A 23,937-nucleotide genomic window follows, 5' to 3' on the forward strand; every position below is an offset into this window, starting at 1 on the left:
TTACTTTGCTATTTTCAGGCAAGAACTCTTGCCCGGTGGGCATCTGAGGGAGCTGAGATTGAGCGCCAAGCCACGTCGGAAGATCGTCGCGATAGAACCGGATGGTGCAGCCGCTGCGGGAGAGCAGCCGAAGTGCCGGCGATTACCATCCGGCGAACGTCGCATCGCTATCCTTGCGGAGGCAGCGGCACTGTTCGCGGAAGAGGGCTTCGGAGCCTCGACGCGGGGGTTGGCCTCACGGCTCGGTATCACGCAAGCCGCGCTCTACAAGCATTTCCGGAGCAAGGATGAGATCGTCGCCGCGCTGTTCCAAGAGAGTGCCACGCGTTGGCGCAAGGAGGACTGGCATACGGCGCTCACCTCGAACGAAGCGCCGCTTGCCGAGCGCCTCGGTCGCCTATATGCCGGCTACGTGGGTGCCATCACCGGCCAGTCGATGCGCCTGTTCGTTCGCGCCGGTCTGGATGGCTATGGCCAGCCCGGCCGGCGCGGCGCCGTGCTGACGGCCTCGATCCTCGAGCCGGTCATCGGCGCGCTGAGACGCGAGGCCGCCCTGCCGGACCTTTCGATCCGCCCCATGCAGCACGAAGAGCGCGAAATCGCCATGACGCTGCACGGTGCCCTCATGTTCCTCGCGATCCGCAAGCACGTTTATCGGATGCCGTTGCCGGAGGACCTTACGGAACATGCCATGCGCCAGGTGCGCCTTTGGCTGCCTGGTGCGATTGCCGAAATGCGGCAGCTTCACGCCAGTCCCCCGGAAGAGATTGTGCCGCAACTTGCGCCACGGCAGTGAATCGCCGAGGCCTATGGGCTCCCCCGATCGGAGCCGCGTACGCCGGAAAAGCTACTTGTCCTCGCGATCCAGAAGATACTTCGCGTAGGTGAAGTTGAAATCGCGGCCGGCCCGGTTCCGATGGCAGGAGAAGCATCCGTCAAACTTTGCATCCGCCTTGGGCGCGCCATCGGGCAGGTAGTGCGCATAGTCCCAGTCGCCATTGCGTACCTCCGGCGGATATGCTTCGCCCCAGCCCGCGCGCTTCTCCATGACAAAGATATTGGTTAGCTGGTCGGTCGGCACGAGCCGACCGTCCGGCCCCAGTTCAACACTGCCGGAGGCGTCCAGCTTCGCCCGATGATCCTCCATGATGAGAATGGTTCCATCAGGGGCCGGCTCGCCGGCCTTCGCTTTGGTGTGCGTCTCCGGGCTCACGTACATGAAACGGATGGTCTTTCGGTCCGGACGGTCAACGGTGTTGTAAAGCACGAAGCGTTCGGCATAGCCACTCGGTAAGGCGACCCGGTCCGGCCCAGCAAGGGTATAGCCAACCGGGCCTGTGGCGAAGACGCTGGCCAGGCTGATGGCGACGATCTTGTGCATGTTTCCCCTCCCTTACGGCCTTACGACGACGCGGGCGTGCATGCCCTCGTGAATGACGCATTCGACGTCAAACCTCCCTGATTTGCGGACCGTAAGCGTTGTCTGGCTTCCTGGATCCTGCTTACCGAGGTCGGTCGAAAAGCCGACGGTCGCTATCAGCACGTTGTGCGCCTGAGTGTCGTCATTCACGAAAACGAGCATGTCACCCACCTTCGCCTCGATCATCGAGGGCGAATACGCCATGCCCGCCATGCCTATACGGCGTTCGCCGGCGTGACACACAGATGCCGAAACAGTGCCAACCATGGTCAGAAGAATTACTGCGCGCATGTCTCCTCCCACAGGTTCATGCGTGTTGCAGATCCAGTAGATTTGTCCAGATGAATTAAGTTGTCAATCGACAACTTAATTCATTCAAAAGTGTGAGTTCGCCGATCTCACATCACCCGCTTCAATGCCCCGGCGTCAGACTTGCGAGAACGTCTTTGGCGCGCTCCCAGTAGCTTGCCGTGAGCGACCAGGGGCTCGGCTGCCGAACTACGTGCAGAGAGCCGCGTTTGTCCAGCACCTGGTAGCCGCTTCGTCCGTTGGCCTTGCGGAAGAAGCGGATGGTGATGGTCGCATCCGCGACATGCAGATTGGAGAGCGTGATCTCGGGCAGCCAGGCCGGGAGCCAGGGGTCGACGAACACCACCCGCAGAGGCGCGAAGGGCTGGAGTCCCAGCATGGCCTGGAGCAACGTATAGGCGGTGGTCGCCGACCATGCCTGCGGCGAATTGGCGGCCGGATAAACGGCGGGAAACGGATGGTCTTCGTCCCGCTGGTGCCCGGCAATACATTCCGGCAACCGGTGAAAATCAAAAAGCGCGGCGGTTTCGAACTGCGAACGACATATCCGTTCGACATAGTCATGACATCCGTAGCGATAGGCGCCAATCGCAAACGGGCCGTGCTCCACCGGCCAGACCGTGCCGCGATGGTAGGAATGGGGATTGAAGGCGGGATGAAGGGACGAGAGCGTCCGCACGCCCCAGCCGGTGAACATGTCATCGGCAAAAAGCCGCTCCAGGGTCCGAGGGACAAGGGCCGTATCGGCAATGCCCGTGGCGACGCAGTGCAGAGCATTGGAGCCAATCGATCTGACCTGGCGCTTGTCCGGATCAAGGGCCATTGCAAAAAAGCCTTCGTTCTCCATCCAGAAGGCATCGTTGAAGCGTTTCTTGAGTTCCCTTGCCGTTGTGTACAGGTGCTTTGCCTCGTCTCCCCGATCGAACCACCACAAGACTTCTGCCAGGTTCATCATGGCGGCGTAGACGATTCCCTGTTCTTCGCAAGTGGCAACCGGCTTCGGCACCTGCGATCCGTCCTCGTAGACAATCGCATCGCTGGAGTCCTTCCAGGCCTGATTTTCAAGCCCGAGTTCCGAGCGCGTCTTGTACCCGCAGAAGCCGTCGCGATCTTCATCGCAGAACTCTTCCAGCCACTTGAGAGCGGCGATCGCCGGGTCGAGGTAAGGCTTGACGAAGGCCTTGTCGCCCGTCCAGTGCCACAGCTGTGCCACCACGAACGGATAGAAGCCCGACGTCGTGATCGAACCATAATAGCGGCCCTTCGGAGTGTAATTAAGAGCGGCGACCGGGCCGGTGTGAGCCTCGTGCAGCATTCGCCCCGGCTGCTCATCCCGCCAGTCATTCACCTCCTTTCCCTGCAGTCCGGCGAGCACCGGCAAGGTGCCTCGCATGATATCGCTTGTGACAAGTGCGGCCTCCCAGGCCACGGTGAGCGTGTCTCGACCGAATAGCGCGACGTAGGTCGGCAGTCCCGCCGCTATCGTCCAGGCTCGTTCGGCGGTATCGAGATCGTGGAGCCGCAAAGCGTCCAGGTCCCGCTTGCCTTGTTCGAGTGTTCCGATCACCACATTCGCCAACGTCACGCTCTCCGAGGTCTCAAAACGTGTGGCCTCCCTCATGAAGACTTGCGACGAGCGGTCATAGTCATTGGCTCGCGGCTGGAACGACCCGCACCTGTAGATCGGTTGCAGATCGCGACCGTCCACCACCGGAATAAAGTCAATGCAACAATGCCAATTCTGATGAGGGGCGAGGTTGATCCGGAAAACGATGCGCCGATCTTCGTGTCGTGGCCGCGTGGTTGCGTTCGAAAAGCGAACTCTGAGCCCGCGGCGGATCGAAGCTGCTCCCTCCTCGCCCTGATGATCGTACTGGTGATGTGCTTCGTAGTAGAACCTGAGTTCGGGATCTTCTTCGCCTTCGTCCCAGGTAAAGGTAAGCTTTCCATCCTGCCTGCGGTTGCCGCGCGTTTCGTCCTGATCGGCGAAATCAGCGTCGAGCTCGAGTTGGAGGGTGAAGCGGACGTCTTCTTGCGTGAAGTTCGCCAGATCGACATCCTCGTGCAGACCCTCGCCGACATAGCGCGACAGCCGCAGCTCGATCGTCTCCTGGGCTATCTCCGAAATTATTGGATGGTGAGCGGAAGCCTTCGGGGGCGGAGCGATGTAATAGCCAAGCCAGGAGTGCTGCGCCACGTTGGAAACAGAAACAGCCTGTGGCTGACGCCCGTCGATCAGATAGCGATAGCGGGATAAAAGCCTGGTCTGATGAACGAACAGGCCCTGGTCAGGGCCTTGGTCGAGAAAGCCGTCCCGGCCTGTCGCAAGGACGGTCCGGCCTTTGCTCACATAGATGGTTTCCGGACGTGCCCGCAGGCGAATGAGGCTGTGGTCGGGGAGTTCAAGGGGCATTTCCGTCGGCTCCAACCTGCAGGATATTACGGCGGGTGGCCAGCGAGAAATGTCGGGCGTTCAATTCCCCGTGAATCCACCCGGCAGGCGGGAACAGCCGACCCGTTCGGGCCGTTCCTTCCGAGCAGAAATTTCGCCCGAAAGGGAGTTACAGCTATGGCCTATCGGGAATACATCCACACGCCAGTGACACCGCGCGACATGCGGTGGGGTCTTCGGCAGGGCGCCATCGCAGGCATAGTCGCGGGCATCGTGTTTGCTGCCTTCGAAATGATCGTCAGCGCGTCGATGATGGGGGCGGAGGCGTTCTTCATGCCGTTGCGCATGATCGGCGCGATCGCGCTCGGACCGGCGGCACTCGATCCTGGCTATTCGCTCGTGACGGCAGGCGTCACCGGCGTCGTCGTCCATTTCGTACTTGCGATCATCTACGGAATAATCTTCGGTGAAATCGCAGCAATGTTGCGAGGCCCTGTTGCCTTTATCGGAGCAGGCGGCCTCTTCGGGCTCGTCCTTTGGCTGATCAACTTCTATGTGATCGCACCGGCCCTGTTCCCCTGGTTTCTGGAATCGAGCCCGCTGGTGCAGTTCATCGCCCATACCTTCTTCTTCGGGTCGGTGCTCGGCTACTATCTGTGGAAGTCGCACCAGAGAAGCGGGTTGGAAGACCCGGTGGTTTAGTCGTGCCTCTGGCATTTGCTAAGTCGGAAGCACGACTCAAGGTAAAGCAGTAGTGACTCGCCGGCGCATCCGCCAGTTGGAGGCGCCACTCGAAGCTGGCTCGGCGGGGACTTTCGAGCGGGACTGTGTTGCGAAGACCGGAGGCGGAATTGAGCCGACGGCCGTCAAGTCCGCGCAACGAACGTTTTCTTCGTTCCCAGGGAAGCCCGCGCCAGCGACGTGCGGTCAACTATGCACTGGGTTCTGAGGAATAGCCGCGCCAGGTGTGTTGGAGTCAAATTGGTTCAACTTGTGCACCATTCCGAACTATCGGGGAGGACGGTTGTCGTAACGGGAGCATCCGCGGGCGTTGGCCGGGCAACCGCTGTTGCCCTTGCTGGCATGGGCGCCAAGGTCTGTCTTATTGCCCGGCAAAGTCAGGGCCTGCTTGATGCTACAGCCGAAGCTGAGTCCAGGGGCGCGAACGCAATTGCCATTGCGGCAGACGTGGCAGATGCCAGCGCGGTGTTCGCTGCCGCCGCCGAATGTGAACGGCGCCTTGGAGCGATCGATGTCTGGATCAACAACGCGATGGCTACCGTGTTCTCGCCGGTGGCGGAGATTACTCCAGAAGAGGTCCAGCGCGTAACGGAAGTGACCTATCTCGGATGTGTCCACGGCACGATGGCTGCCCTCGGCGTCATGCGTCCCCGTAATCGGGGAGTAATCGTCCAGGTTGGCTCTGCTCTGGCGTATCGCGGCATTCCGCTTCAGGCTGCTTATTGCGGCGCGAAGCATGCCATACGCGGCTTTACAGATTCACTCCGCGCTGAACTCATTCACGAAGACAGCAAGATCGCGCTGACTACAGTCCATTTGCCTGCGGTGGACACGCCGCAATTCGATTGGGCACGTACGCACATGGACGCGCAGCCGAGGCCGGTCGCGCCGGTCTACCGGGCGGAGGTGGCGGCAGCTGCTATTGTTCGTGCAGCACTCCGTCCGAAGCGCGAATACTGGCTCGGGAATCGGACGTCGCTGATCATTCTAGGCAACATTGTTGCGCCCTCGATGCTGGACCGGCTCTTGGCATGGACGGCGGTCGAGGCTCAGCAGACTGACCGGCCGGCGAATCCCAACCGCAAAGACAATCTCTTTACGTCTGTCGAGGGAATGCACCGGACCAACGGGTCTTTTGGGATTGAAGCAGGAGCCGATGCAATTGCCGTTTCGGAGCCTCGGGCCAGAATCGCGGCCATAATCGGCGGGGCACTCATTGCAGCAGTCCTCGGGGCCCTTATCGGGCGCGCCCGGCGCCACAGACGGATCTGGCGCTGACTGCGACAACCGGCGTGCACCGCCGCCTTTTCCCATCCTTTTGCAGGCGGACCGAATGAATTGGCGATAATCACGTCATGCTGCCGAGAGTAGAGGTCCTTCAGAGGTTCGGGGGTTGCCCTTCACGAAGGCATCCAAAGCCCGATGATCCTGCTCGATGAATTTCTTTAGCTCAGATTGTTCTTCAGCGTGACACGTGGCTTTCGCCTCTGCGATGTGTCTCGACCGACAGCTACGCTCCTGCCTTCGCGCGACAGGAATATGGTCGCGGAATCTCTATTAGAAGAGGTTCACACTGTGTGGACCGACGTACGCTATCCTGTATCCCTGTGCGCGCGCTGTTCTCATGAACTCGTTCGCCCCGATGAGGTCTATTCTGACGACATCATCTCCAGAGAGAGAACCCGATTGGTAATTGGCTCGGAGCCATCTGCCTGCGCGCTCAGATAAGGCAAGGATTTCCCACAAGCGGTCCGCCGCCCTTTGGACGCGAAAATCAGCGCCCTCTGCCCGTTGCGAAGCGGAGTCACTTTGAAGACCAGGGAGTTCTGTCAGCGCCTCGGTCGAAACGATTGAGCGGTCCATGATTCCTCCTCCTTCAGGCATTCTTTTGACGTGAGCGCGAGAGTATCGCAGTCCCTAGAGTTTCTTATCCGAGCTGCGCCAGCGATCGTTGGCTCGTCTCTTGATGATTATGGAAATGGAGTCGCATTTTACTGCGCTCAATACTATCATAAATAGTAATGGTTTTGCGGTATTTTCATCTTTTGGTAGTATGGTCTCACGACGTCAAGACCGGTCGCACGCGCAAGACCGTGCTTATCGTGGGAAGACGAGTTCCTGATAGCAGGAGCACTCATCAGCTCCACCGAATTCTATATGATTCCGGGATGCTTTTGCTGTTCGATAATGTAGGCGACTGCGGCAGCCTCCGGCTGGCGGCATTCCTCTTCCGCGCGAAGGAGGGCTTCATCGTCTGTTTGTGCCGCACAGCGAAGAGCATCGCGCTCCAGGCACGCAAGCTCGTATGCCTCGCATAGCTTCATGAATACGAGGTCTTTTATCATCCAGGCATCGCGTAGCTTGGGGGTTGCGAGAAACAGCCGGCCTTGCCTGCGTTCTGCACGTCTATGACGATCGCTCGTCCTTTGACGGGCCGATCGGCGTTTTCGGAAACAGGTAGCTATCGAAAAGTTCCGGACGGGCAGGGCCCCGGGATTAAGCTAGCGAACTTGGGAGCAGAGAACGAACAAAATCGTCTGTCGCTGGTTGGGAGTTCACTGAGTGAATTCAGGAGGACACGTGATGGACTGGAACCGAGTTGAAGGGAATTGGAAGCAGGTCAAAGGCAAGATCAAAGAGCAGTGGGGCAAACTCACTGACGACGATCTGGATCGAATCGCCGGCAACCGTGACCAACTTGAAGGCAAGATCCAGGAACGCTACGGCATTGAACGGGACCGAGTGCGGCGGGATCTGGACGACTGGTACAATCGACAGACCTGGTAATTGCACCCTTGTCACAAAATTGACCCCGCTTCGGCGCGCCCCTCTCCGCGGCAGGATTGAAATGGCTTCTGTTGGGGCAGGGCGGCAGCCGGCACACGCAAGGTGCCTGGGGTCTGTGAAAGAGCCGCTCGGAAGCGGCTATCGATGCGAAGCTTTGGGACTGCCGGCGGCGTTATAACGATACGGGGCTACCCGACCCAGACCGGCGAACGATCTGGAACATGTTGTCGGTTGCGCTGCCCGGCCTGCCTGGGACGCTCGGCGCTGCCGCTCTCGAAGCTTGGACAGTCTCTCTGGCGGGTCGGCGCTCGCCAGAAAGGCGATCACCATGGCGGCTCCCATATAGATTCCAATCGAAAAGGGGCCGGATATTCCCCATAGAAAATCGGAGATCCGATCCTTCCATCCCGTGTGCGATGTCATAGCGGCTTATCCGGTACATTTGTCTTGATTGATAACCTTTGCGCCGGCGGCGCTTACGCGCGGAAGTATGGAATGGACAAACCGTTCTGCAACCGACCTCAGACCTTGCCCGCACGGATTGGACTAAGGTCCTATGGGAGCCACCCTAGATTTCTGGGGTGCTTGCGTTGCTAAGCTCCTGGTGAAGCGGATTTCCGCCGCGCGCACTGGGCAAGGCAAACTTGAAATCCGCGCGAGTGCCGCAATCTTTCGCCGATGCCTCTGTTCCGCCTTCATGTGGCGTTCACGATGAATTTCCGAAACCAAGGCACCGCCCGAGGCGTTGATTCGCCACACGGATAAAGGAGCTCAATATGAAGATTGTGACCTTGACTGCCGCCGCTGGCGTAGCTTTCACCGCTTTTGCGGGTGGCGCACTAGCCGATCCTTGGAAGGACGAAAGCGGCCACGGGCGCTGGCGCGGCTATTACGACGGACCGCGATATGAGAGAAGAGCATACAAGGAAGAGTATCGTCGCGGTCGATGCAAGATCGAGCGAAAGTGGGACGACGACGAGTACAAGGAAGAAATCAAGTGCAAGCGCGGCGCCCGGCCTGTGTATGGGTACTACCGCTACTGATCGACGGAACGGATTCTCACAAGGCGTCCGCTACTCCAGGTGCTCATTTTAGCCACTTGAACCCCGCCGCTGAAGCCCGGAGGTGACCACTTCAGGCTGGTGGATTGGCGGTGATCAACGCAGGAGGTGCCCGCTAATCTAACGCCACTCGCCGTCAGACGATCGGAACCCATTCCCTTCTCAAGAGTTGAGAGGCCACCTGCAGTACACTTGCTTTTGGGAGGATATGCTATGAAATCTCCGCGTGTGAACTCTCTCCTGACCGGGCTCGCCGTTCTCGCAATCTTGGCAGCGGGCTCCGTTTCCGCCGAGACATTGAAATTCAAGGCCGACTTGAAAGGAGCGAGTGAAGTGCCGGCTAGCGACAGCGCTGGCCAGGGAATGGGTGACATTACTTTAGACACTGACACCAAAAAGCTGACCTGGACGGTCACGTCCAGCGGCCTTTCCGGGGAAGTCACGGCCGCCCATTTTCATGGCCCAGCCGCACCGGGCGAAAATGCTGGTCCGGTCGTCGACATTTCCAAGGCGATAGCCTCCGGGTCTGCCGAAATCACCGACCAGCACCTGGCGGATTTGCAGTCCGGAAAGTGGTATCTCAACATCCACACGGCGAAGTTCCCCGACGGAGAGATCCGCGGTCAGGTGGAAAAAGCACAATAGGCAGTCCGCTGCCCGTGCACTTGAGGTTACCTAACCCTCGCGATCGTTCATGGATGGCGGCACCGGTCCAAATCCGCCAAGTACGCGCCATCAGCAGTCGCACGACGGTTTCCGATAGGTGGAAGGAATCGACCCCATTGCGGCCATCCGAACCTGCTCGCGCTACGGCGCAAATTGGGGTTGGAAGCACACGTTCGACGTTTGACATGGGGCGGCCGCAAGTCAGCGAAGCCCCGGTTGTGGACGTCCCCTGGATGGAAGGGTTAAGCCTCACGGTTCGTGGCAAACCGCTTCGATATTGTGCCCGTCCGGACCAATGACGAAAGCTGCATAGTAGTTCGCGTGGTAGTGCGGGCGCAGACCAGGCGCGCCATTGTCTTTGCCACCCGCCTCCAGAGCCGCGCGATAGAAAGCTTCGACTTGCCGGCGATTCTCGGCCGTGAACGCCAAGTGAAGATGCGCCGGCTTCTCCTCGGTTTGGTACAGGCACAATGAAGCCTTACCCTTTGGGCTAAGCTCGACACCGTACGTCGGCGGCCCCTCCGAGACAACGGCTACGCCGAGCGGTTCGAGTGCCTTGAGGAAGAACGCTTTGCTCGCTGCATAGTCGCTGACTCCGAATTTGACATGATCAAACATGAGTTCTCCTGAAGTGTTGGGCCTGCCTGACGGAGAGGCAACCGGAGCATGCCGTCCTGCTGCGCACCTTGCAATGTCTTGTGGCGTTCCTGCCGATTCAGATCGTCGGCAGGAATGTGAACTTTCCACCCATCCAGGACGGAAGGTGGAACCGGAAAGATCGACCCACTACAGACATCCGCACGCTTGCCGAGGCAAGCAAGTTCTGCCGTGCGAACTGGATCGCCGCGCTAAACAGACTGCAAGGCAATCCGCTGGTTTCGTGCGGTTATGAAGGCCGTGACGTTATTCTTGTACACGCGGTATTCATCGACGTCTGCCGGCAAAGGTGCAGTGTCGAAACCGTGAAACGGAATGAAGAAATTGATGGAGGTACCGTCGTTCCCAATCAGGTCCTGAAGCAAGAAGAAGTCGACATATCCCTCGAAGCCGCCGAACAGCTCGAAATAGTCGGCATATCGCGCCAATGCTTCACCAAGCGGGCTGTCTTGGTTTTGGTAGTGACGCCTGATGCACTCCAAGGTGAGGTGGAAGCGGTCCTTGATCTTGCTATTGAGCCCGCGTACGCCATTGATGGTCGGCTTTCGATCGATCTTTCGAGCAGGAAATACCATGTAGGCGCCGACAGTGCTGCAAACTAAAAAGAACTGGTCGAGTTCTTCTTGGGGAACTTCTCCAATGATGTGCGCCATCGATCTGACGTAGCGATAGGTGTGCCCGATCGAGTCGCTGGATAGAACATGTTCTCACAAGTCGGACTTGGAAATTCGTCGCAGGTTGCGACATGAAATCAGCAGCCAGAAGCATGCTGGCGCTAACCAGTTGATTTTATTATGGAAATTGTTGGCTGGGGAACCTGGATTCGAACCAGGACTAACGGAGTCAGAGCCCGCCAGCGTGCTTTGTTTTTATTGAATTATCAGGCGCCATGTCGCGTCTGTGTCGCACCGAGAGCCAGCAGACTGCGTTCGGCGGTCGCCAATGCTTCGGCGTCATCCGTGCTTGGGAAGAGATGACCATACACGTCCATCGTCATTTGGATTGACGAATGTCCCATGCGTTGCTGAACCATCTTACCGGGAAGCTCTAGCCCGCCATCTACGCGCCTGTTGATGCACCAGGAGGCAAACCAGTGTCGCAAAGCATGCATGCCTGTGTACTTCGCACCAACGATAGGATTTCCCTCATCGTCGAGTTCTCCGGTCGGCTTCACTACGCCGGCCGCGACTTGCACGGGGTGCAGTCCGCGCTTGACGATATTTGAATGCCATTCCACGTTGCCTTCGCCGTTGGGGAAGACGAGGTTCAGATCACCTTTGGGGCAGGCGAGCTTCCATTCCTTGAGCGTGTTGATCACGATCGGGGGCAGGGGAATTGTTCTTTGCCCGGCGTCCGACTTGGGCATGCCGATGGCGTGATATTTGTCGGCGCGCCGCCGGACATGGATCTCAGCCTTTGCGAGATCGACGTCGTCCCATGTCAGGCCGCGTAGTTCGGAAGCTCGCAGGCCGGTGAAGATAGCTGTCAGGAGGAGCGGGCGGTATCGTCCCTGAGAATGTTCGATTATCTTCCGGATTTCCTCATTCGTCGGGATGTCGGTACCGATGCGCAAGTGAGCCTTTTGGCGTCGTTCCCTCTTGCTGGCACTTTTCCTACGGCGACTCATCTCATGTACGGCATTGCGCACGATAAGCCCGCGCTCCTGTGCGTCGGCGAGAATGCTGCCGAGGCTTACGGTGACTCGCTTGATCATAGCCGGCGATCGGCCGTTCCCCCGCAACTGATCCTGAAATTGTCGGATTGTCGGCAGGTTGATCTTTGACAGCTTCAGGCTGCCTAAGAAAGGCGTGATGTGCAGGTCGAGGTGTTGGCGGTATTGATCGAGCGTCGAGCGTTCTAGTCCGGCATTGGTGCCGGTCTCAAACCATTTCTCACCTGCTTGCTTGATAGTGAAGGTGGCGCTGTCGGCGACGTGAATGCCATCTCTTACTCCAATATGAGCGGTGGCAGCGAAGACATCCGCGTCTTTCTTCCTCGCGAATGTCTTTAAACGTCGCACGCCTTTGATGTCGGTGTAATTGACGACCCAGGCTTCTTTCTCAACGCCGTTTCTCGTCCATTTGCGCTTGCGAACTGACATGGATCAGCCCTCCTTTGCAGAGTTGCGTGCGCGCATTGCCGCAACCCGGCAGCGATCGGAACAGTATTTTGCGTGTGATCGCCGGCCGGTAAGGGGGCCGGTTAGAAAGATTGTTCGGCAGTGCTCACAAGACGTTGCGACTGCGCCTGCCTCGTAGATAGCGGCCACTTCCATCACCATGAAGTCCCAGAGCGTGTCGGCTTTCAACACAAAACGCATCGTGCCTTCGGAATGCACGAAGCACGGGTGCACGATTACCTCTGCGCTATCCATCAGTTCGTTCAGATCACGCACTTTTGTTTTGGCGTCGATGTGTCGCGCCACCCGGGTTGCGTTGATGAGTGCCTTTAGGGACAACGCACGGTCTCTAAGCACGGTCAAAATTACAGGCACTGAATTCGACCCAATTCCGGCCGGCCGACGGTAGCCGGACGATCTCGGCTTCTGGAAGCTGCCTAGCGTGTACTCGATGTCTCCTTCGATCTCGTCGCTCTTGCTGATCTCCGTTTCTTCCAAGGTGCCGAAGCGCGCGAGAAAGGCGATAAATTCCATATCGGTCTCGCAGTTGATGAAGTGAAGCACGACCGGGTCTTCGAGATGGATTGCCTCATAAAGGATCGGATCGGTCCGCGCGCTTCCCGGTTCGGCAATTGTCACCTTGGAACCGTTTGAGTTCTTAAACTCTACCGGCTCGAAGCCGTCCGTTAGCAGTTGCCAGTTTAGCCGAATCGGGATCAAAATCGTCTCCTCCTGTTACGGTATTTCCATTAAGTCCGTTATATGAAAATTTTCCGTTTGGCGCAAGCTGCCCTTCTGAGTTACGATCTTTTTCACAAGTCACGGACAGAGGAATGGAGCCATGAAGGCGAGCGAGACGCAATTGAAGGACGATCTTTTGTGGGGGGCGTGCGCCATTGCCAGGGAAATTGGGCGCGGCGAGCGTGCGACGTATTACCTTCTCGAGAGGGGGGAGTTGCCGGCCAAGAAAGTCTGCGGTCGATGGGTATCCACAAAGAGCAAACTGCGGAGATACCTAGCGGGCGAGCAGCCCGCCTAACAAAACCGTCGTAAGGGGTGGGGCGGTTTGAGAAGGATTTAGAGGCACCCGCTAAAGTCCTCGTCCAGTCCAAACGCGCAAATGAGCGGCGATTTGTCCAGTTTTGCAGAAGGAGACCGTTGATGGCCAGCGAATTTACGAAGCTGCGCTCCCTACTGCGGCGTGACTTCGCGGCTGCTAGGAGCGTTATCCACTCGCTGCATTCGGGTGGACTCGAGCTCATCGGCAGCGGTGCCGAGCCGGTCAATTGCGACGCGCGTGCCGGAGAAGCCTTTGAGCAGGCCGGCAAACCCAGCTTGAGCGAGCAGGAGCGGGCAACCGAAATCGATGACCAGAAGGTCGCGCGAGGCGGGGAACCGGAGGAAGTTGCCCGGCAATTTTGGCCGCAGATCGCCCCGGAACCGCACGGACGCTTTTTGGTTTTCGCCCCAGAGGACATGCCGGAACCGCGGCCCGTTATACGTCCCGATGGATCACTTTCCGATGGCAGCCGATCCTTATCAATACCGGTAAATGCCCATCGTCGGTGGCAAGGACGGGGAGAAACTAAATGAACCTTCACGATCTCGCCCGGCGGTTGGGCGGCGAACTCGCCCGCAACGGCATTGTCACATGTCCCGGCCCAGGCCATTCGCCGAAAGACCGATCACTAACCGTCTGGCTTGAGAGTGACGACGTCAATGTTCACAGCTTCGCAGGTGATGACTGGCAAACGTGTAAGGACTATGTGCGCGAACAACTTGGCCTGCCTTCGTGGGAAGCGGGAAAGGGTCAGAAAGGTAGAGCTCGTCGTCCCACTTCAAAACGGACGTCCTACGACGACGAGGGGTCCCGCATCGCTCTTGTCCGCCGCATCTGGCGCGAAGCGAAAGACCCGCGCATCGCTCCGGTCCTTGCATACCTTGAACATCGCGGCCTGCCTCCGTTCACGAACGATCAGATACCCGTCTTTCGCTACCATCCGAATTGCCCCTTCGGCGGCGAGCACGTGCCGGCCTTGATCGCTCGTTTTTCGCCAATCGAAAATGATCCCGGCCTTGAGGTCGAGCCGACCGCAATCTTTCGCATCCGCCTTGACCTTTACGACGGCGACCGGCGCAAGCTGGCGCTCGGTCCTTCACGCGGACAGGTCATCAAGCTGGACCGGGATATTTCCCTTGCAGGACTCGGCATCACCGAAGGCATCGAAAAGGGGCTCGCGCTCGTCGCAAGCGGGTGGCAGCCAATCTGGGTGACCTGCGGCACATCGACTATGCGCAACTTTCCGTTGCTGCCCTGGATGGAATGTCTGACGATCTTCTGCGACCGCGACGAACCCGGTCGCGACGCGGCGCTGGTCGGCATAGATCGCTGGCGCAATGCTGGGCGAGAGGCACGGGCACTTGCACCGCCAGCGCCCTTTAAGGACTGGGATGCATGGACTCGTAGGGGCGGTCAGGGATGACCCGCACCGTGGATGATATAGAGCGTGAGGCCGAACGAGTGGACGTTGCAGTTTCCAACGGCTCATGGACGTGCAACTTATCGGAACTAGGCAGCGGCGGCGGTTCGGCCGGCAAGTCTGACACCGGTAGGAAAGCTGGCGGGATGAACAGGCAAGCGTCCGCGCCTGAAATATATGATGCCGCGGATCTGCGTATGGAGACTTTCCCCCCGCTGAGGCAGGTCGCCGGGGATATCATACTCGAAGGGCTTACTATACTCGCGGCACGGCCGAAGGTTGGCAAAACCTGGCTCATGCTCCAGATCGCTATTGCCGTCAGTGAAGGCGGCTATTGCCTTGGTGATATCCAGTGCGAGTCGGGCGACGTGCTCTATCTGGCGCTCGAGGACAACAAGCGGCGGCTTCAGCGGCGATTGACGAAGATGCTCGGAGTTCACGGGCGGGAATGGCCGCATTTCAAGGTCGCGCACAAATGGCCGCGCGCCGACCAAGGTGGGCTCGACCAACTTCGGAAGTGGATCGACAGCGCCGATAACCCCCGGCTGATCGTGATCGATGTTTTTGCCCGCTTCCGCAAACCAGCATCGCCAGCCAAGCAAAGCTACGATACCGACTACGCCTCGATTAGCGAGTTGCAGACATTGGCCGCCGAGACCGGCATAGCCATCGTCATCGTGCATCACCTCCGCAAGTCCGAGGCCGACGACGACCCTCTCGATACTGTTTCCGGCACGCTCGGACTGACTGCCGCCGCCGATGCGATACTCGTTATCAAAAGGACCGGTCAAGGCACCACACTCTACGGCCGTTCTCGCGATGCCGACGAGATCGACAAGGCGGTTCAATTTCACCCGGGCACCGCGCTTTGGACCGTCATCGGTGAGCGGGACCAGGTGCAGCGCAGCGAAGAGCGCTGCGCAATCCTCAAAGTCTTGGCAGATGCCAGAGAGCCAATGTCGCCGAAGGACATCGCCGCAGCGCTTCGCCGCAAGGATGGAAGCATCCGATTCCTGCTTTCAAAAATGGTCAAGGATGGCGAGATCATCAAACTGAAACGCGGCGTTTATGCAGTCTCTCCGTCCCCCCGCTAACATCGCCAACATCGCTAACAATTAGATGAGGGAGCGAAGGGAAGGATTTCTTGTGAGGGCCCCGCTCTAGCGGTCCAAGGCAGGAACCGCTGAACCGAAGAAAACCGCCCAACAAATCGATCTCAACCTGGAAGGTGCAAGCAAAGAGGGTCCAGCCGACCCTCTGAACATCGCCAACATGCTAACAAATGCACAACCACAGGACACCCATCGTAGCGTTGTTAGCGTTGTTAGCGGGGGTGACACTGAAGGGGCAAGCCGGGAGACCCATGTCATGGGTCCTTCCGACGCGTTGATTAAATGCGGGGGAGGCGGCAGCGCAGGCTTTTTGGCTGTGTGTCGTTCCGAATGGGTTTGCTTTCGCCTTGTTGTTTTCTTGACTCCTGTGCGAGCCCCGAGCGGACGCGCACGCTGATCCAGAGAGGAAAGCAGAACTGTGCACGGGTGCGGGAGATGGCTTTCTAGCGCGAATCCCGCAGCCCAATCCGGATTTTTCATCTCGCCAGGCTGTCCGCTCACGCATCGATTAGGAAACATTGGCCAATGCCGAGAGCACGCCAATAAACCGCTTCTGCTCGCGACGGCTGCCGGGTTGGAGCGCCAGTTGGTACCTGGCGATCAATGTGGCGATTCGATCTCGGCCACCAATGGAAGGTGGTCGCTGAGGCCCATTGCGAAAAAGTGTTCAGGATCTCCGATGAATGCTGACTTCAGGTGGACCCGAAAGGTCCCGGAGAGATAGAGATGGTCCAACTGGTGCCGGAAAATGTCCCTCTTGCGGTAGGATTTCCACGAGGGCACCGGCCCACCGCAGATGTGCCGGATAGCTTCCACAAAACCGAGGCGCTTCATTCGTTCGATCACTTCGCGGTTGGCGTCATTCTGACGTTTCGTCCTGCCGATAAATTCACTGGTGTTGAAGTCCCCTCCGACGATCCAATCCCCTCCGAGAGAGGGCATCGTCTCCTTTAACGCCGCCCAAAGCAGTTCCGACATGCTGATCGTTCTGTATCCGGGCAGCATAACGTCCGTAACATCTTCCGAGGTGAATTCTTTGTACGGAAAGGGCCGCGCCGGCATGTGGACGCTTACGACATTGACGTCCCCCCAAGCCTCGAACGAAACCTTCCGCGCGACGAAGTTTCCCGGAAAGGTCGTCAATCCCTCATTGACCCAGCTCTGCTTTGCGGTCAGTTCGATCGGGGGTCCAATTTTCCCCTTTGCCAATATGCATGTCCTGAACCTGCGTGGGGTACGGTTGTGCCCCATTGCGGGCTCGCAGTAGAAGCTGAAGCCGGAGAGGTCGTCCGGAATGAAGTTCGCTTCCGAGATCAGCGCCAGGTCCGGGTCAAGAGCCATAAGCTCGTCCCATGCTCCTTGATTGTTACGTCTGTTGTTCAGGTTCCAGGCTACGACTCTCATTTGGCTTTTCCGGGCGAGTTACATGGGTGAAGAAGGCCAGCGCCTTTGGTGCGCCCTGTCATTCGCAGGCCACACCGTCGCCGTCCCGGTCGAGTTTGCGACGAGAACCCGGTTCCCCGGCACGAATGGGCGCGGCGCCAGCCGCGCGTGCGGCGCCGCAGTTTCGGAAGTAGACCTCGCCGCCTTCGGACGCGGCCTGCCCGTCATTGTTCGTCTGGGCCATTGCCGGCAGATCGCCGACAAAGAGGCTGAAGATGGTCGCCGGGGTAAGCAGACACTTATTCATTCGGCTTCTCCCTGTTCCGAGCGACACGCAAAGATCGAGGTGGGTTTTGCGTTGTCCGGCACAGGATTTAGACGATCTGCAACTGCGCGTATATTCGGCCAGTTGGCTTAGCTCGTTAGGGTGGCGTGAACGGATCGAACGATAGTGTCGAAGCTAAGAAGTTTCGGCACGCAGCTCATCGTTGAATCACTTAGAGGAGTGCGCCTCACTGCAGCATGAGCCGACCGTCGGCGTGCATCAGCAAGACGGCTTTACAAGCGGGTTCGGAGTGCCGAAAATTCCAACTGCCGTGCGAAGCACGTCCCGCACGGGACATCAGGCTGAGGAACATGGTGGTGGTGCTCGTTGCTGGCCTCGGGCCTGCAGATGAGGCGAGCGCCACAGGCAGAACCGCTCCTAATCTCCGAGCACGCGGTGTGGGGTCGTCATCGAACCGCCTAGGCCATCTGGCCGAATATACGGTTAGGTCCATGGCGGTTATTGGGATGGACAAATCGCAAATCTCAGAACCTCGAGTTTCGCTAAGGCGGAGGCAGGGAAAACCGAAATGAAGCAGATGACAACCATGGCTGCCCTGTTTGGCGTCCTGATCGCCGATCGGTCGGCGGTGGCTCTGACCAATAATCCACCGGTGGTTAAGCGCCGCTTCTAACCCAACCTACTATTGCGTCTGGCAATCAAATCTGCATCATTCTTGATCCAAGGGGGACATATATGCAAGCGAAGCATGATTCGACATCGGCTGTTTCGGCGGGCTTAGTGGGCCGAACGATCTATCGCTCTCCGGGACGCGTGTAGCGAATGCTTGGCTACCTAGTTCAGCATCGCCTGTTTGGCTGCTGTAAGGTCATCGGTTTTGATGGACGCACCGTTGACATCAAGTTCTGCGATGGCGGCGGCAGGCGCTTCTTCTCCCGTAGTGCGCTCGAAGGCGGTGACTTCAAGCGGGCGAAACTCCATACGGGGGCGCTGGCCATGGGGCCGCATGGTCAGTGCGCGATCGATGCCCTGATCGATGGCGACGGGGAGGGACCGCGCCATTATCGCATCACCTATGAAGACGGTCTCGGTGCGACGGTGAGTGAGGTCCAATTGCTGCCGCTGCCGGTGCGCCTCAGTGACAGCCTTCCCGCCCGTCTCCTCCAGGGACGAACCGACCCTTATGCGACGTTTTCTGCCCGGCACCGACTGCTCGTAGCGCTCGCGCGTTTCAACCGGCAAGTGGGCGGGTTGCGCGCTTTGCTGGCTAGCCGCATTGACCTTCACCCGCATCAGGCATTCGTCGCGGGAACCGTCATTCTCGATCCGGTGCGGCGCTACATCCTTGCCGACGAGGTGGGCCTCGGTAAGACCATTGAAGCTGGGCTCATCATGCATGATCTCCTTTCACGGCGCCCCCACGCACGCATTCTCGTGCTCACACCCGGCCCGCTGACCCGCCAATGGCTGTGTGAAATGCATACCAGTTTCGGTGGGCAGGGATTCAAGCTTGCCGATCTTTATCCATTCGAATCTGTCGATTTAGGTCGCTGGTCCAAAGTAATATGCTCGACCAATTTTGCGCTCGACGGTCTCGATGAGGACCTGCTGGCGGTTCCTTGGGACCTGGTGGTGGTTGACGAGGTCCATCATCTGCTCAACGCGCGCCACCTCTACGACCTGGTGATGCAGCTCTCGCACAGTACGCGTGACCTTCTGCTGCTTAGCGCAGTTCCAGTTCGTCGGCGCGAGTCCGAGCTCTATCGCCTTCTCGCGCTCCTCGATCCGCAGACCTATGGCAAAGACGGCACCGGCGAAGAAGCGTTCCTCGCCATCTACCAGGCGCAGGAACCGCTCGGGCGCCGGCTCAACCTACTATCACACGATCTCACTGACCTAGAAAGTGGTGAGGCTACAAGCGGGGATGTGATCGCGCGTCTTGAGCGGCTGTTGTCTCTGCCGATCGTTCAAAATGACGAGCAGCTTCACGCGCTGTTGGCCGCCGCCGAAGCCGACCCGGAACGCGCTGGGGCGCTCGCGCAAGAGGCGCATCAGACGATCTCTGATCGTTACCGCGTCAATCGTCGTATCCTTCGCAATCGCCGTGAACGCCTGATCAGCCAGGATCGTTTGGCGGCGATTACCCGCGTGCCGGCGCTGCTCCGCTACGAGCCCGATCAGATTGAAGGCGAGGCGGTGACTGCGGCCGAGGCTATGCTTGCGGCGCTGGCCGCCGACACCAATTTGTCGCCTGACATCCTGCGTCCGTTTAGCCGCATCCTCCTGCAGGCGCTGGTCGATCCTATCGCGACACTCGAGGTATTGACCGCCGTGCGTGATGCAAAAGCGGCGACGGTCAATTCCTACGGCCGCGAGATGTTGAATTCAGTGGTTGGCCTGGGTGGTGAGCGCTGGCGCATCCAACTTGACACCGTCTCCGCGGGTGTAAAGGCACATGTCGATCCCGGCCTCCTTTCATCCGCCGTCCGTCTGGCGTCAAACTGGCGCTCCTCGCACACGTCCTCGGTGCGCTGGGAAGCGCTCGTCTCGCTGTTGCGCGGCGAGATCGCCGCCGGCCGGAAGACGCTGGTGTTTGCAGGCTTCCCTGGAGTCGCGCAAAGGCTCGCTGCCCTCCTCAAAAACGCGTTGGGCGAGAAATCCGTGACCGAGTTCCGCAGCGATCTCGAGGACATGGCCAAGGAGGAAAATGTCGGACGGTTCCGTGCCGAAGCCAACGTGTCGATCATGGTCAGCGATGAAAGCGGCGGAGAAGGCCGCAACTTTCAGTTCGCGCATAGTCTCATCCACGCCGACCTCCCCTGGCAGCCGGCGGTAATCGAGCAGCGAATCGGCCGCCTCGACCGTCTCGGCCGGGAGGTTATCTCCAGCGAGGTTGTCTCTCACATTTTAGTCAGCGCTGACACATGGGAAGCTGGCCTTTATGCATGCTACCATGATGGACTCGACCTGTTCGGGAAGTCGGTTAGCGGTTTAGAATTCGCGCTACGGCACCTCCAGGACGAGATCATAGATGCGGCGCTCACCGGTGGTCAGGACGGGATGCATGACCTCACGGCCCGGCTAAAAGCGATCGCTGCAGAAGAACGCGTTCGAGACGACAGCGAAGCGCTACTCGACGAAGCCTCGTATCACGCTGCACGTGCCGAACGTTTCGTCCGCACGCCGTCGGCTGAAAGTGAACTCGCGCTTGAGGCTGCCTTTCTCGACTACTTTCGGGTACTGTCGGGCGGCAGGGGCGTGTCAAGGCACCAGAGCGCCGATGGAGCCGAAGGCGTATGGTGTTTGCGACCCGATAACGTCCCATACGGGGAAATTACTATCATTGACAAGGACGCGACGGGCGAAACCGGCAAGCGCGTCGGCACCTTCCGGCGCAAGCTCGCACAACAGCAGCGCCGCGTCGAATTTTTCACCTACGGTAATCCGCTCTTCGATGCAGTAGTCGAATCAGTAGGCCAGCGCCTGACCGGGAGGACCTATGCGATCGCCTGTCAGGCCGTGGGCGCAACTAGCTTTATCGGGCTTGAGCTGATCATCGCCGCCCAACCCCGCCTCAACGCGAGCGACATCTCACCAAGTCTCCTGAACCTCGCGGAAGCGATCTTCGGGGCACAGCGGCGGCAGTTGTTCGTGCCACTGCTCCCAGGCCAACCAGTTGAAGGATCGCGGCTGGCAGGCATGCTGACTTCATTGTCGACGAAGGGTGGAGGGCCGCACTGGCGCGATCTAACTGGAGATCAGGTCCAGCAGTTGGTCCGACGTTTCGACGGCGATCTGTCGACCTGCCTAAATCGCGCAATGGAGCAGCTGATCCCCGCCGCACGCGGGGTTTTCGCCAAGGCCTTGGCCGAGCCGCTGGCCTCCGAACGCGAACGCATCGCCTTCCAACGACACCAGTTGATCAAGGGTTCAGATGCCGCCGGCGCGGCCGAAGCGGTTATGCTAGAGCGCTATTCCGCGCTTATCGACAGCTGGGATGTTGTCATCGACGGGATCGGCTTTCTCGCCGTCAACGTGCGGTGCTGACATGGCGAGCGTAGCTCCTTCGCCGGCAGAGCCGTCCCTCGCGCAACAATTTCGCGCCGCTCTTTGGAGCGGGGCCGCCCCAAAGTTGATCTTACCGCCGCCTTCGACCTGGCACCCTGAATACCCCCGCTGGCGCTTCCTGTGGCTGCTTCAGCGTTGTCCCGTACCCACGCTCGATCATGGCGTACTGCTGCGACAGGCGGTCCGCTGGTCGGGTGGGAAGCTCTTCATCGGAGGCTGGACGCCCGAACTCGCCGCGGTTGGTGAGGCGTGTGGGGTTACGCTTTCCGCGGCAGGCGATCTGATAGTTGCTCCCTATCGCCCCGATTGGTTGGCCGAAAAAACATGGCCCGACGGCCAGGGTCTCGACGAACCGCCTTTTCTAGCAGTACCTGACGAGTGTCTCCCGGCAGAGCCATGGCTGTGGTCCTTATCCAATGGACAGCTGCGCAGTTGGCACTCCTCTGCTCAGAAGGAGGCATGCTGGCAGGCCCTGACGGCACCGCCCGGCTCGACCACCTTGCTGGGACTGCCCACCGGTGCAGGTAAGAGCCTAAGTTTTCAGCTCGCCGCACGGTTCAGCGCCGGGGTCACACTTGTCGTGGTACCGACAACGGCACTTGCGATCGACCAGTGCTTCGCGGCTAATGAGATCTTGGCCGACTTCCGGCATCTAGGCCCACGTTACTACTCGGCCAACGATCCCGTTAGCGACCCCGCTGCCGTGCGAGCCGCGCTACGCGAAGGGGCTTGCCGATTGCTGTTCGCATCCCCTGAATCCTGCGTGTCGGGCAGCTTGCGGGGGGTGATCGATGATCTGGCGGCCACCGGCCGCCTGGCGACTTTGGTAATTGATGAAGCGCATATTATCGATTCCTGGGGTGGCCATTTCCGCGTCGAGTTCCAGCTGCTGGCGATTCGCCGCAACCAGTGGCTCGCGCTCAGCGGGGGAACGCTGCGAACGCTCCTTCTCTCGGCGACCTTCACACCCCATTGCGTCGACCTGCTGCGCACGATGTTCGGCGGCGATCAATGGCAACAATTCGCCTGTCAACGACTTCGACCCGAAATTTCCTATTTCGTCGGCGGTTTCACTGTGCTCGACGATCGCGAAGTGGCTCTCATCGACGCGCTCCATCATTTGCCGCGCCCACTGATCCTTTATGTGACCGAAGTTGACGAAGCCATTCGCCTGCGCGAGGTGCTCGTCGAAGCGGGCTTTGCCGCGACCGAATGCTTCCATGGCGATACTTCGGGCGCCGACCGCCGTCAGTTGCTGCTCGCATGGCGCGGCCATCAGATTGAGATCATGGTGGCGACCTCCGCTTTTGGCATGGGGGTCGACAAGGCCGATGTTCGCGCAGTCGTCCACGCCTGTTACCCGGAAAATGTCCATCGCTATTATCAGGAGGTCGGGCGCGGCGGCCGTGACGGCGCGAAGTCGATTGCGCTCTGGATGCCGGTGACGCCGAAGGATCGGAAAGTTGCGACCAGCCTCTTGCCCAAGATGCTCGGCGCCGACCTCATCACGCTGCGTTGGCAGACCATGATGGCGGCGGCGCGTGACGAAGACGGGGGTATCCTCAACATGCCGACAAATGCAAAGCATCAGCGATTGATGGGCGGGCGCAGCTATGGCGAGAATATCCGCTGGAACAAACGCTTGCTGTTGATGATGGCACGTGCCGGTCTGATCGACCTGGTTGACCTTCAGTTTGAAGAGGACGGCGCCGAGCCCGAAGGCCGGGTCGAGCGCGTGCGCCTGCGCTGCAACGTTGCGCCGGGCGATCCGCGGATCGCGGATCTGCTCAAGGCGCCGCGCGAGCGTGACCTGAGCGAAGCCGGCCGGGGAATCACGGCGCTCGACGCCTATCTCACTGGCAAGGCCAAGATCTGTCGCCTACTTCGCCGCGAATATGGCGCCGAAACGATCGTCGCCTGTAGCGGGTGCATCGATTGCCGCGACGTCCCGTTTGATCGACATTCCATTCCGGCCCTGGATTTCGACCCATCGCGACCGACCGAACCAAGGCTCGATATCGTGTCTTTGGACATCTTCTCGACCGGGACGAAGGCGATCGGCGTGATGGCCGATCGTGTCGCCGACCTAATTGGCGATCGCAGGCTTCTCCATTTTCTGTGCGCGCCTGACCTGCTTGGGCCGTTGACGGAAGCCCTAGCGGAGCGGCTCGTTCCGGCCAGTCGACATTTCTACCGGCTCGATGACGCGCGAGAAATCGGCAGGCTCAATGTCGACGGCAGCTGCCATGTAGTCGGTCTGCACGGTCGCACGCCCGATCGTGCGATGTTGCGCCTGCGTGCCGGCGCACGGATCTCGCACCTGTTCCCCAAGGATGCGCAGATTACCGATGCCAATGGCCGCGTTCTGCTTACCCAGGAGGGCGCGTTCTTCTTTCCTTCCTATGACGAATGGCTGATACAAGTATGATGTTTACCGATTCCGAAGCGACACCAGC

20 protein-coding genes and 1 pseudogene are annotated in these 23,937 nt (G+C 59.3%); 11 read left to right on the forward strand and 10 right to left on the reverse strand.

Annotated features, from left to right (window positions below; all coding sequences use genetic code 11):
• Window positions 1-58 precede the first annotated feature (58 nt).
• On the forward strand, window positions 59-796 hold the full coding sequence (locus tag USDA257_RS02030; protein ID WP_014761205.1) for a TetR/AcrR family transcriptional regulator: 738 nt from the start codon (window positions 59-61) through the stop codon (window positions 794-796).
• A 51-nt stretch (window positions 797-847) separates the two neighbouring features.
• On the opposite strand, the gene USDA257_RS02035 is transcribed toward USDA257_RS02030, so the two are convergent.
• From USDA257_RS02035 to USDA257_RS02045, 3 genes are all read right to left on the reverse strand, one after another.
• Window positions 848-1,381: a cytochrome P460 family protein gene (locus USDA257_RS02035; protein WP_014761206.1), complete on the reverse strand. Its 534-nt coding sequence runs from the start codon at window positions 1,379-1,381 to the stop codon at window positions 848-850.
• Between the two features lie 12 nt (window positions 1,382-1,393).
• Complete coding sequence (locus USDA257_RS02040; RefSeq protein ID WP_080605503.1) at window positions 1,394-1,711, reverse strand: cupredoxin domain-containing protein; 318 nt, start codon at window positions 1,709-1,711, stop codon at window positions 1,394-1,396.
• A gap of 121 nt (window positions 1,712-1,832) precedes the next feature.
• Window positions 1,833-4,142: an amylo-alpha-1,6-glucosidase gene (locus USDA257_RS02045; RefSeq protein WP_014761208.1), complete on the reverse strand. Its 2,310-nt coding sequence runs from the start codon at window positions 4,140-4,142 to the stop codon at window positions 1,833-1,835.
• Window positions 4,143-4,298: 156 nt separating this feature from the next.
• On the opposite strand from USDA257_RS02045, the gene USDA257_RS02050 reads away from it, so the two are divergent.
• Both USDA257_RS02050 and USDA257_RS02055 read left to right on the forward strand, forming a co-directional pair.
• Window positions 4,299-4,823, forward strand: a complete 525-nt coding sequence (locus tag USDA257_RS02050) for a hypothetical protein (protein WP_014761209.1) — start codon at window positions 4,299-4,301, stop codon at window positions 4,821-4,823.
• Window positions 4,824-5,102: 279 nt separating this feature from the next.
• Window positions 5,103-6,140, forward strand: coding sequence for an SDR family oxidoreductase (locus USDA257_RS02055; protein WP_014761210.1), 1,038 nt, complete (start codon window positions 5,103-5,105; stop codon window positions 6,138-6,140).
• An 875-nt stretch (window positions 6,141-7,015) separates the two neighbouring features.
• On the opposite strand, the pseudogene USDA257_RS38680 reads toward USDA257_RS02055, so the two are convergent.
• A pseudogene (locus USDA257_RS38680) lies at window positions 7,016-7,272 on the reverse strand (hypothetical protein).
• A gap of 173 nt (window positions 7,273-7,445) precedes the next feature.
• Between USDA257_RS38680 and USDA257_RS02070 the strand changes: the two are divergent.
• The 3 genes from USDA257_RS02070 to USDA257_RS02080 all read left to right on the forward strand — a co-directional run bounded on the left by USDA257_RS02070 (window position 7,446) and on the right by USDA257_RS02080 (window position 9,355).
• Window positions 7,446-7,649 (forward strand): CsbD family protein, encoded by a 204-nt coding sequence (locus USDA257_RS02070; RefSeq protein WP_014761212.1) that lies wholly within the window; start codon window positions 7,446-7,448, stop codon window positions 7,647-7,649.
• Between the two features lie 776 nt (window positions 7,650-8,425).
• Window positions 8,426-8,692 (forward strand): hypothetical protein, encoded by a 267-nt coding sequence (locus USDA257_RS02075; protein ID WP_014761213.1) that lies wholly within the window; start codon window positions 8,426-8,428, stop codon window positions 8,690-8,692.
• A 231-nt stretch (window positions 8,693-8,923) separates the two neighbouring features.
• Window positions 8,924-9,355, forward strand: coding sequence for a CHRD domain-containing protein (locus USDA257_RS02080; protein WP_014761214.1), 432 nt, complete (start codon window positions 8,924-8,926; stop codon window positions 9,353-9,355).
• A gap of 270 nt (window positions 9,356-9,625) precedes the next feature.
• On the opposite strand, the gene USDA257_RS02085 is transcribed toward USDA257_RS02080, so the two are convergent.
• From USDA257_RS02085 to USDA257_RS37360, 4 genes are all read right to left on the reverse strand, one after another.
• Window positions 9,626-9,994: a VOC family protein gene (locus USDA257_RS02085; protein WP_014761215.1), complete on the reverse strand. Its 369-nt coding sequence runs from the start codon at window positions 9,992-9,994 to the stop codon at window positions 9,626-9,628.
• Window positions 9,995-10,224: 230 nt separating this feature from the next.
• Window positions 10,225-10,686 carry a DUF6994 family protein gene (locus USDA257_RS02090; RefSeq protein ID WP_014761216.1) on the reverse strand — a complete coding sequence of 154 codons (462 nt, stop codon included), beginning with the start codon at window positions 10,684-10,686 and terminating at the stop codon, window positions 10,225-10,227.
• A 227-nt stretch (window positions 10,687-10,913) separates the two neighbouring features.
• Window positions 10,914-12,134 (reverse strand): tyrosine-type recombinase/integrase, encoded by a 1,221-nt coding sequence (locus USDA257_RS02095; RefSeq protein WP_014761217.1) that lies wholly within the window; start codon window positions 12,132-12,134, stop codon window positions 10,914-10,916.
• Between the two features lie 3 nt (window positions 12,135-12,137).
• The gene (locus tag USDA257_RS37360) at window positions 12,138-12,872 is read right to left on the reverse strand and encodes a hypothetical protein (protein WP_014761218.1); all 735 of its coding nucleotides are present in this window, start codon (window positions 12,870-12,872) and stop codon (window positions 12,138-12,140) included.
• 441 nt (window positions 12,873-13,313) lie between these two features.
• Between USDA257_RS37360 and USDA257_RS35805 the strand changes: the two genes are divergently transcribed.
• The 3 genes from USDA257_RS35805 to USDA257_RS02120 all read left to right on the forward strand — a co-directional run bounded on the left by USDA257_RS35805 (window position 13,314) and on the right by USDA257_RS02120 (window position 15,726).
• Window positions 13,314-13,745 (forward strand): hypothetical protein, encoded by a 432-nt coding sequence (locus USDA257_RS35805; protein ID WP_144051886.1) that lies wholly within the window; start codon window positions 13,314-13,316, stop codon window positions 13,743-13,745.
• The gene (locus tag USDA257_RS02115) at window positions 13,742-14,635 is read left to right on the forward strand and encodes a DUF7146 domain-containing protein (protein ID WP_014761220.1); all 894 of its coding nucleotides are present in this window, start codon (window positions 13,742-13,744) and stop codon (window positions 14,633-14,635) included. Before USDA257_RS35805 ends, USDA257_RS02115 begins: the two co-directional genes overlap by 4 nt.
• Window positions 14,636-14,829: 194 nt before the next feature.
• Window positions 14,830-15,726, forward strand: a complete 897-nt coding sequence (locus USDA257_RS02120; protein ID WP_206742318.1) for an AAA family ATPase — start codon at window positions 14,830-14,832, stop codon at window positions 15,724-15,726.
• Window positions 15,727-16,344: 618 nt separating this feature from the next.
• Here USDA257_RS02120 and USDA257_RS02125 read toward each other — a convergent pair.
• On the reverse strand, window positions 16,345-17,148 hold the full coding sequence (locus tag USDA257_RS02125) for an endonuclease/exonuclease/phosphatase family protein (RefSeq protein WP_041413834.1): 804 nt from the start codon (window positions 17,146-17,148) through the stop codon (window positions 16,345-16,347).
• Between the two features lie 58 nt (window positions 17,149-17,206).
• Complete coding sequence (locus tag USDA257_RS02130; protein WP_014761223.1) at window positions 17,207-17,434, reverse strand: excalibur calcium-binding domain-containing protein; 228 nt, start codon at window positions 17,432-17,434, stop codon at window positions 17,207-17,209.
• Between the two features lie 801 nt (window positions 17,435-18,235).
• Between USDA257_RS02130 and USDA257_RS02135 the strand changes: the two genes are divergently transcribed.
• Both USDA257_RS02135 and USDA257_RS02140 read left to right on the forward strand, forming a co-directional pair.
• Window positions 18,236-21,460, forward strand: coding sequence for an SNF2-related protein (locus tag USDA257_RS02135; protein WP_014761224.1), 3,225 nt, complete (start codon window positions 18,236-18,238; stop codon window positions 21,458-21,460).
• 1 nt (window position 21,461) lies between these two features.
• Window positions 21,462-23,909, forward strand: a complete 2,448-nt coding sequence (locus USDA257_RS02140; RefSeq protein ID WP_014761225.1) for a DEAD/DEAH box helicase — start codon at window positions 21,462-21,464, stop codon at window positions 23,907-23,909.
• Window positions 23,910-23,937 lie beyond the last annotated feature (28 nt).

The sequence above is a fragment of the Sinorhizobium fredii USDA 257 genome (genome assembly GCF_000265205.3).
In the GTDB taxonomy this organism is placed as follows: domain Bacteria; phylum Pseudomonadota; class Alphaproteobacteria; order Rhizobiales; family Rhizobiaceae; genus Sinorhizobium; species Sinorhizobium fredii_B.

What these genes read in the sequence shown, in the direction of transcription:
- USDA257_RS02120 (WP_206742318.1), top strand. Translation starts at nt 14,830, where the DNA reads ATGGAGACTTTCCCCCCGCTGAGGCAGGTCGCCGGGGATATCATACTC.
- USDA257_RS02040 (WP_080605503.1), bottom strand. Translation starts at nt 1,711, where the DNA reads ATGCGCGCAGTAATTCTTCTGACCATGGTTGGCACTGTTTCGGCATCT.
- USDA257_RS02135 (WP_014761224.1), top strand. Translation starts at nt 18,236, where the DNA reads ATGCTTGGCTACCTAGTTCAGCATCGCCTGTTTGGCTGCTGTAAGGTC.
- USDA257_RS35805 (WP_144051886.1), top strand. Translation starts at nt 13,314, where the DNA reads ATGGCCAGCGAATTTACGAAGCTGCGCTCCCTACTGCGGCGTGACTTC.
- USDA257_RS02050 (WP_014761209.1), top strand. Translation starts at nt 4,299, where the DNA reads ATGGCCTATCGGGAATACATCCACACGCCAGTGACACCGCGCGACATG.
- USDA257_RS02035 (WP_014761206.1), bottom strand. Translation starts at nt 1,381, where the DNA reads ATGCACAAGATCGTCGCCATCAGCCTGGCCAGCGTCTTCGCCACAGGC.
- USDA257_RS02140 (WP_014761225.1), top strand. Translation starts at nt 21,462, where the DNA reads ATGGCGAGCGTAGCTCCTTCGCCGGCAGAGCCGTCCCTCGCGCAACAA.
- USDA257_RS02075 (WP_014761213.1), top strand. Translation starts at nt 8,426, where the DNA reads ATGAAGATTGTGACCTTGACTGCCGCCGCTGGCGTAGCTTTCACCGCT.
- USDA257_RS02095 (WP_014761217.1), bottom strand. Translation starts at nt 12,134, where the DNA reads ATGTCAGTTCGCAAGCGCAAATGGACGAGAAACGGCGTTGAGAAAGAA.
- USDA257_RS02090 (WP_014761216.1), bottom strand. Translation starts at nt 10,686, where the DNA reads ATGGCGCACATCATTGGAGAAGTTCCCCAAGAAGAACTCGACCAGTTC.
- USDA257_RS02085 (WP_014761215.1), bottom strand. Translation starts at nt 9,994, where the DNA reads ATGTTTGATCATGTCAAATTCGGAGTCAGCGACTATGCAGCGAGCAAA.
- USDA257_RS02115 (WP_014761220.1), top strand. Translation starts at nt 13,742, where the DNA reads ATGAACCTTCACGATCTCGCCCGGCGGTTGGGCGGCGAACTCGCCCGC.
- USDA257_RS02045 (WP_014761208.1), bottom strand. Translation starts at nt 4,142, where the DNA reads ATGCCCCTTGAACTCCCCGACCACAGCCTCATTCGCCTGCGGGCACGT.
- USDA257_RS02070 (WP_014761212.1), top strand. Translation starts at nt 7,446, where the DNA reads ATGGACTGGAACCGAGTTGAAGGGAATTGGAAGCAGGTCAAAGGCAAG.
- USDA257_RS02125 (WP_041413834.1), bottom strand. Translation starts at nt 17,148, where the DNA reads ATGAGAGTCGTAGCCTGGAACCTGAACAACAGACGTAACAATCAAGGA.
- USDA257_RS02080 (WP_014761214.1), top strand. Translation starts at nt 8,924, where the DNA reads ATGAAATCTCCGCGTGTGAACTCTCTCCTGACCGGGCTCGCCGTTCTC.
- USDA257_RS02130 (WP_014761223.1), bottom strand. Translation starts at nt 17,434, where the DNA reads ATGAATAAGTGTCTGCTTACCCCGGCGACCATCTTCAGCCTCTTTGTC.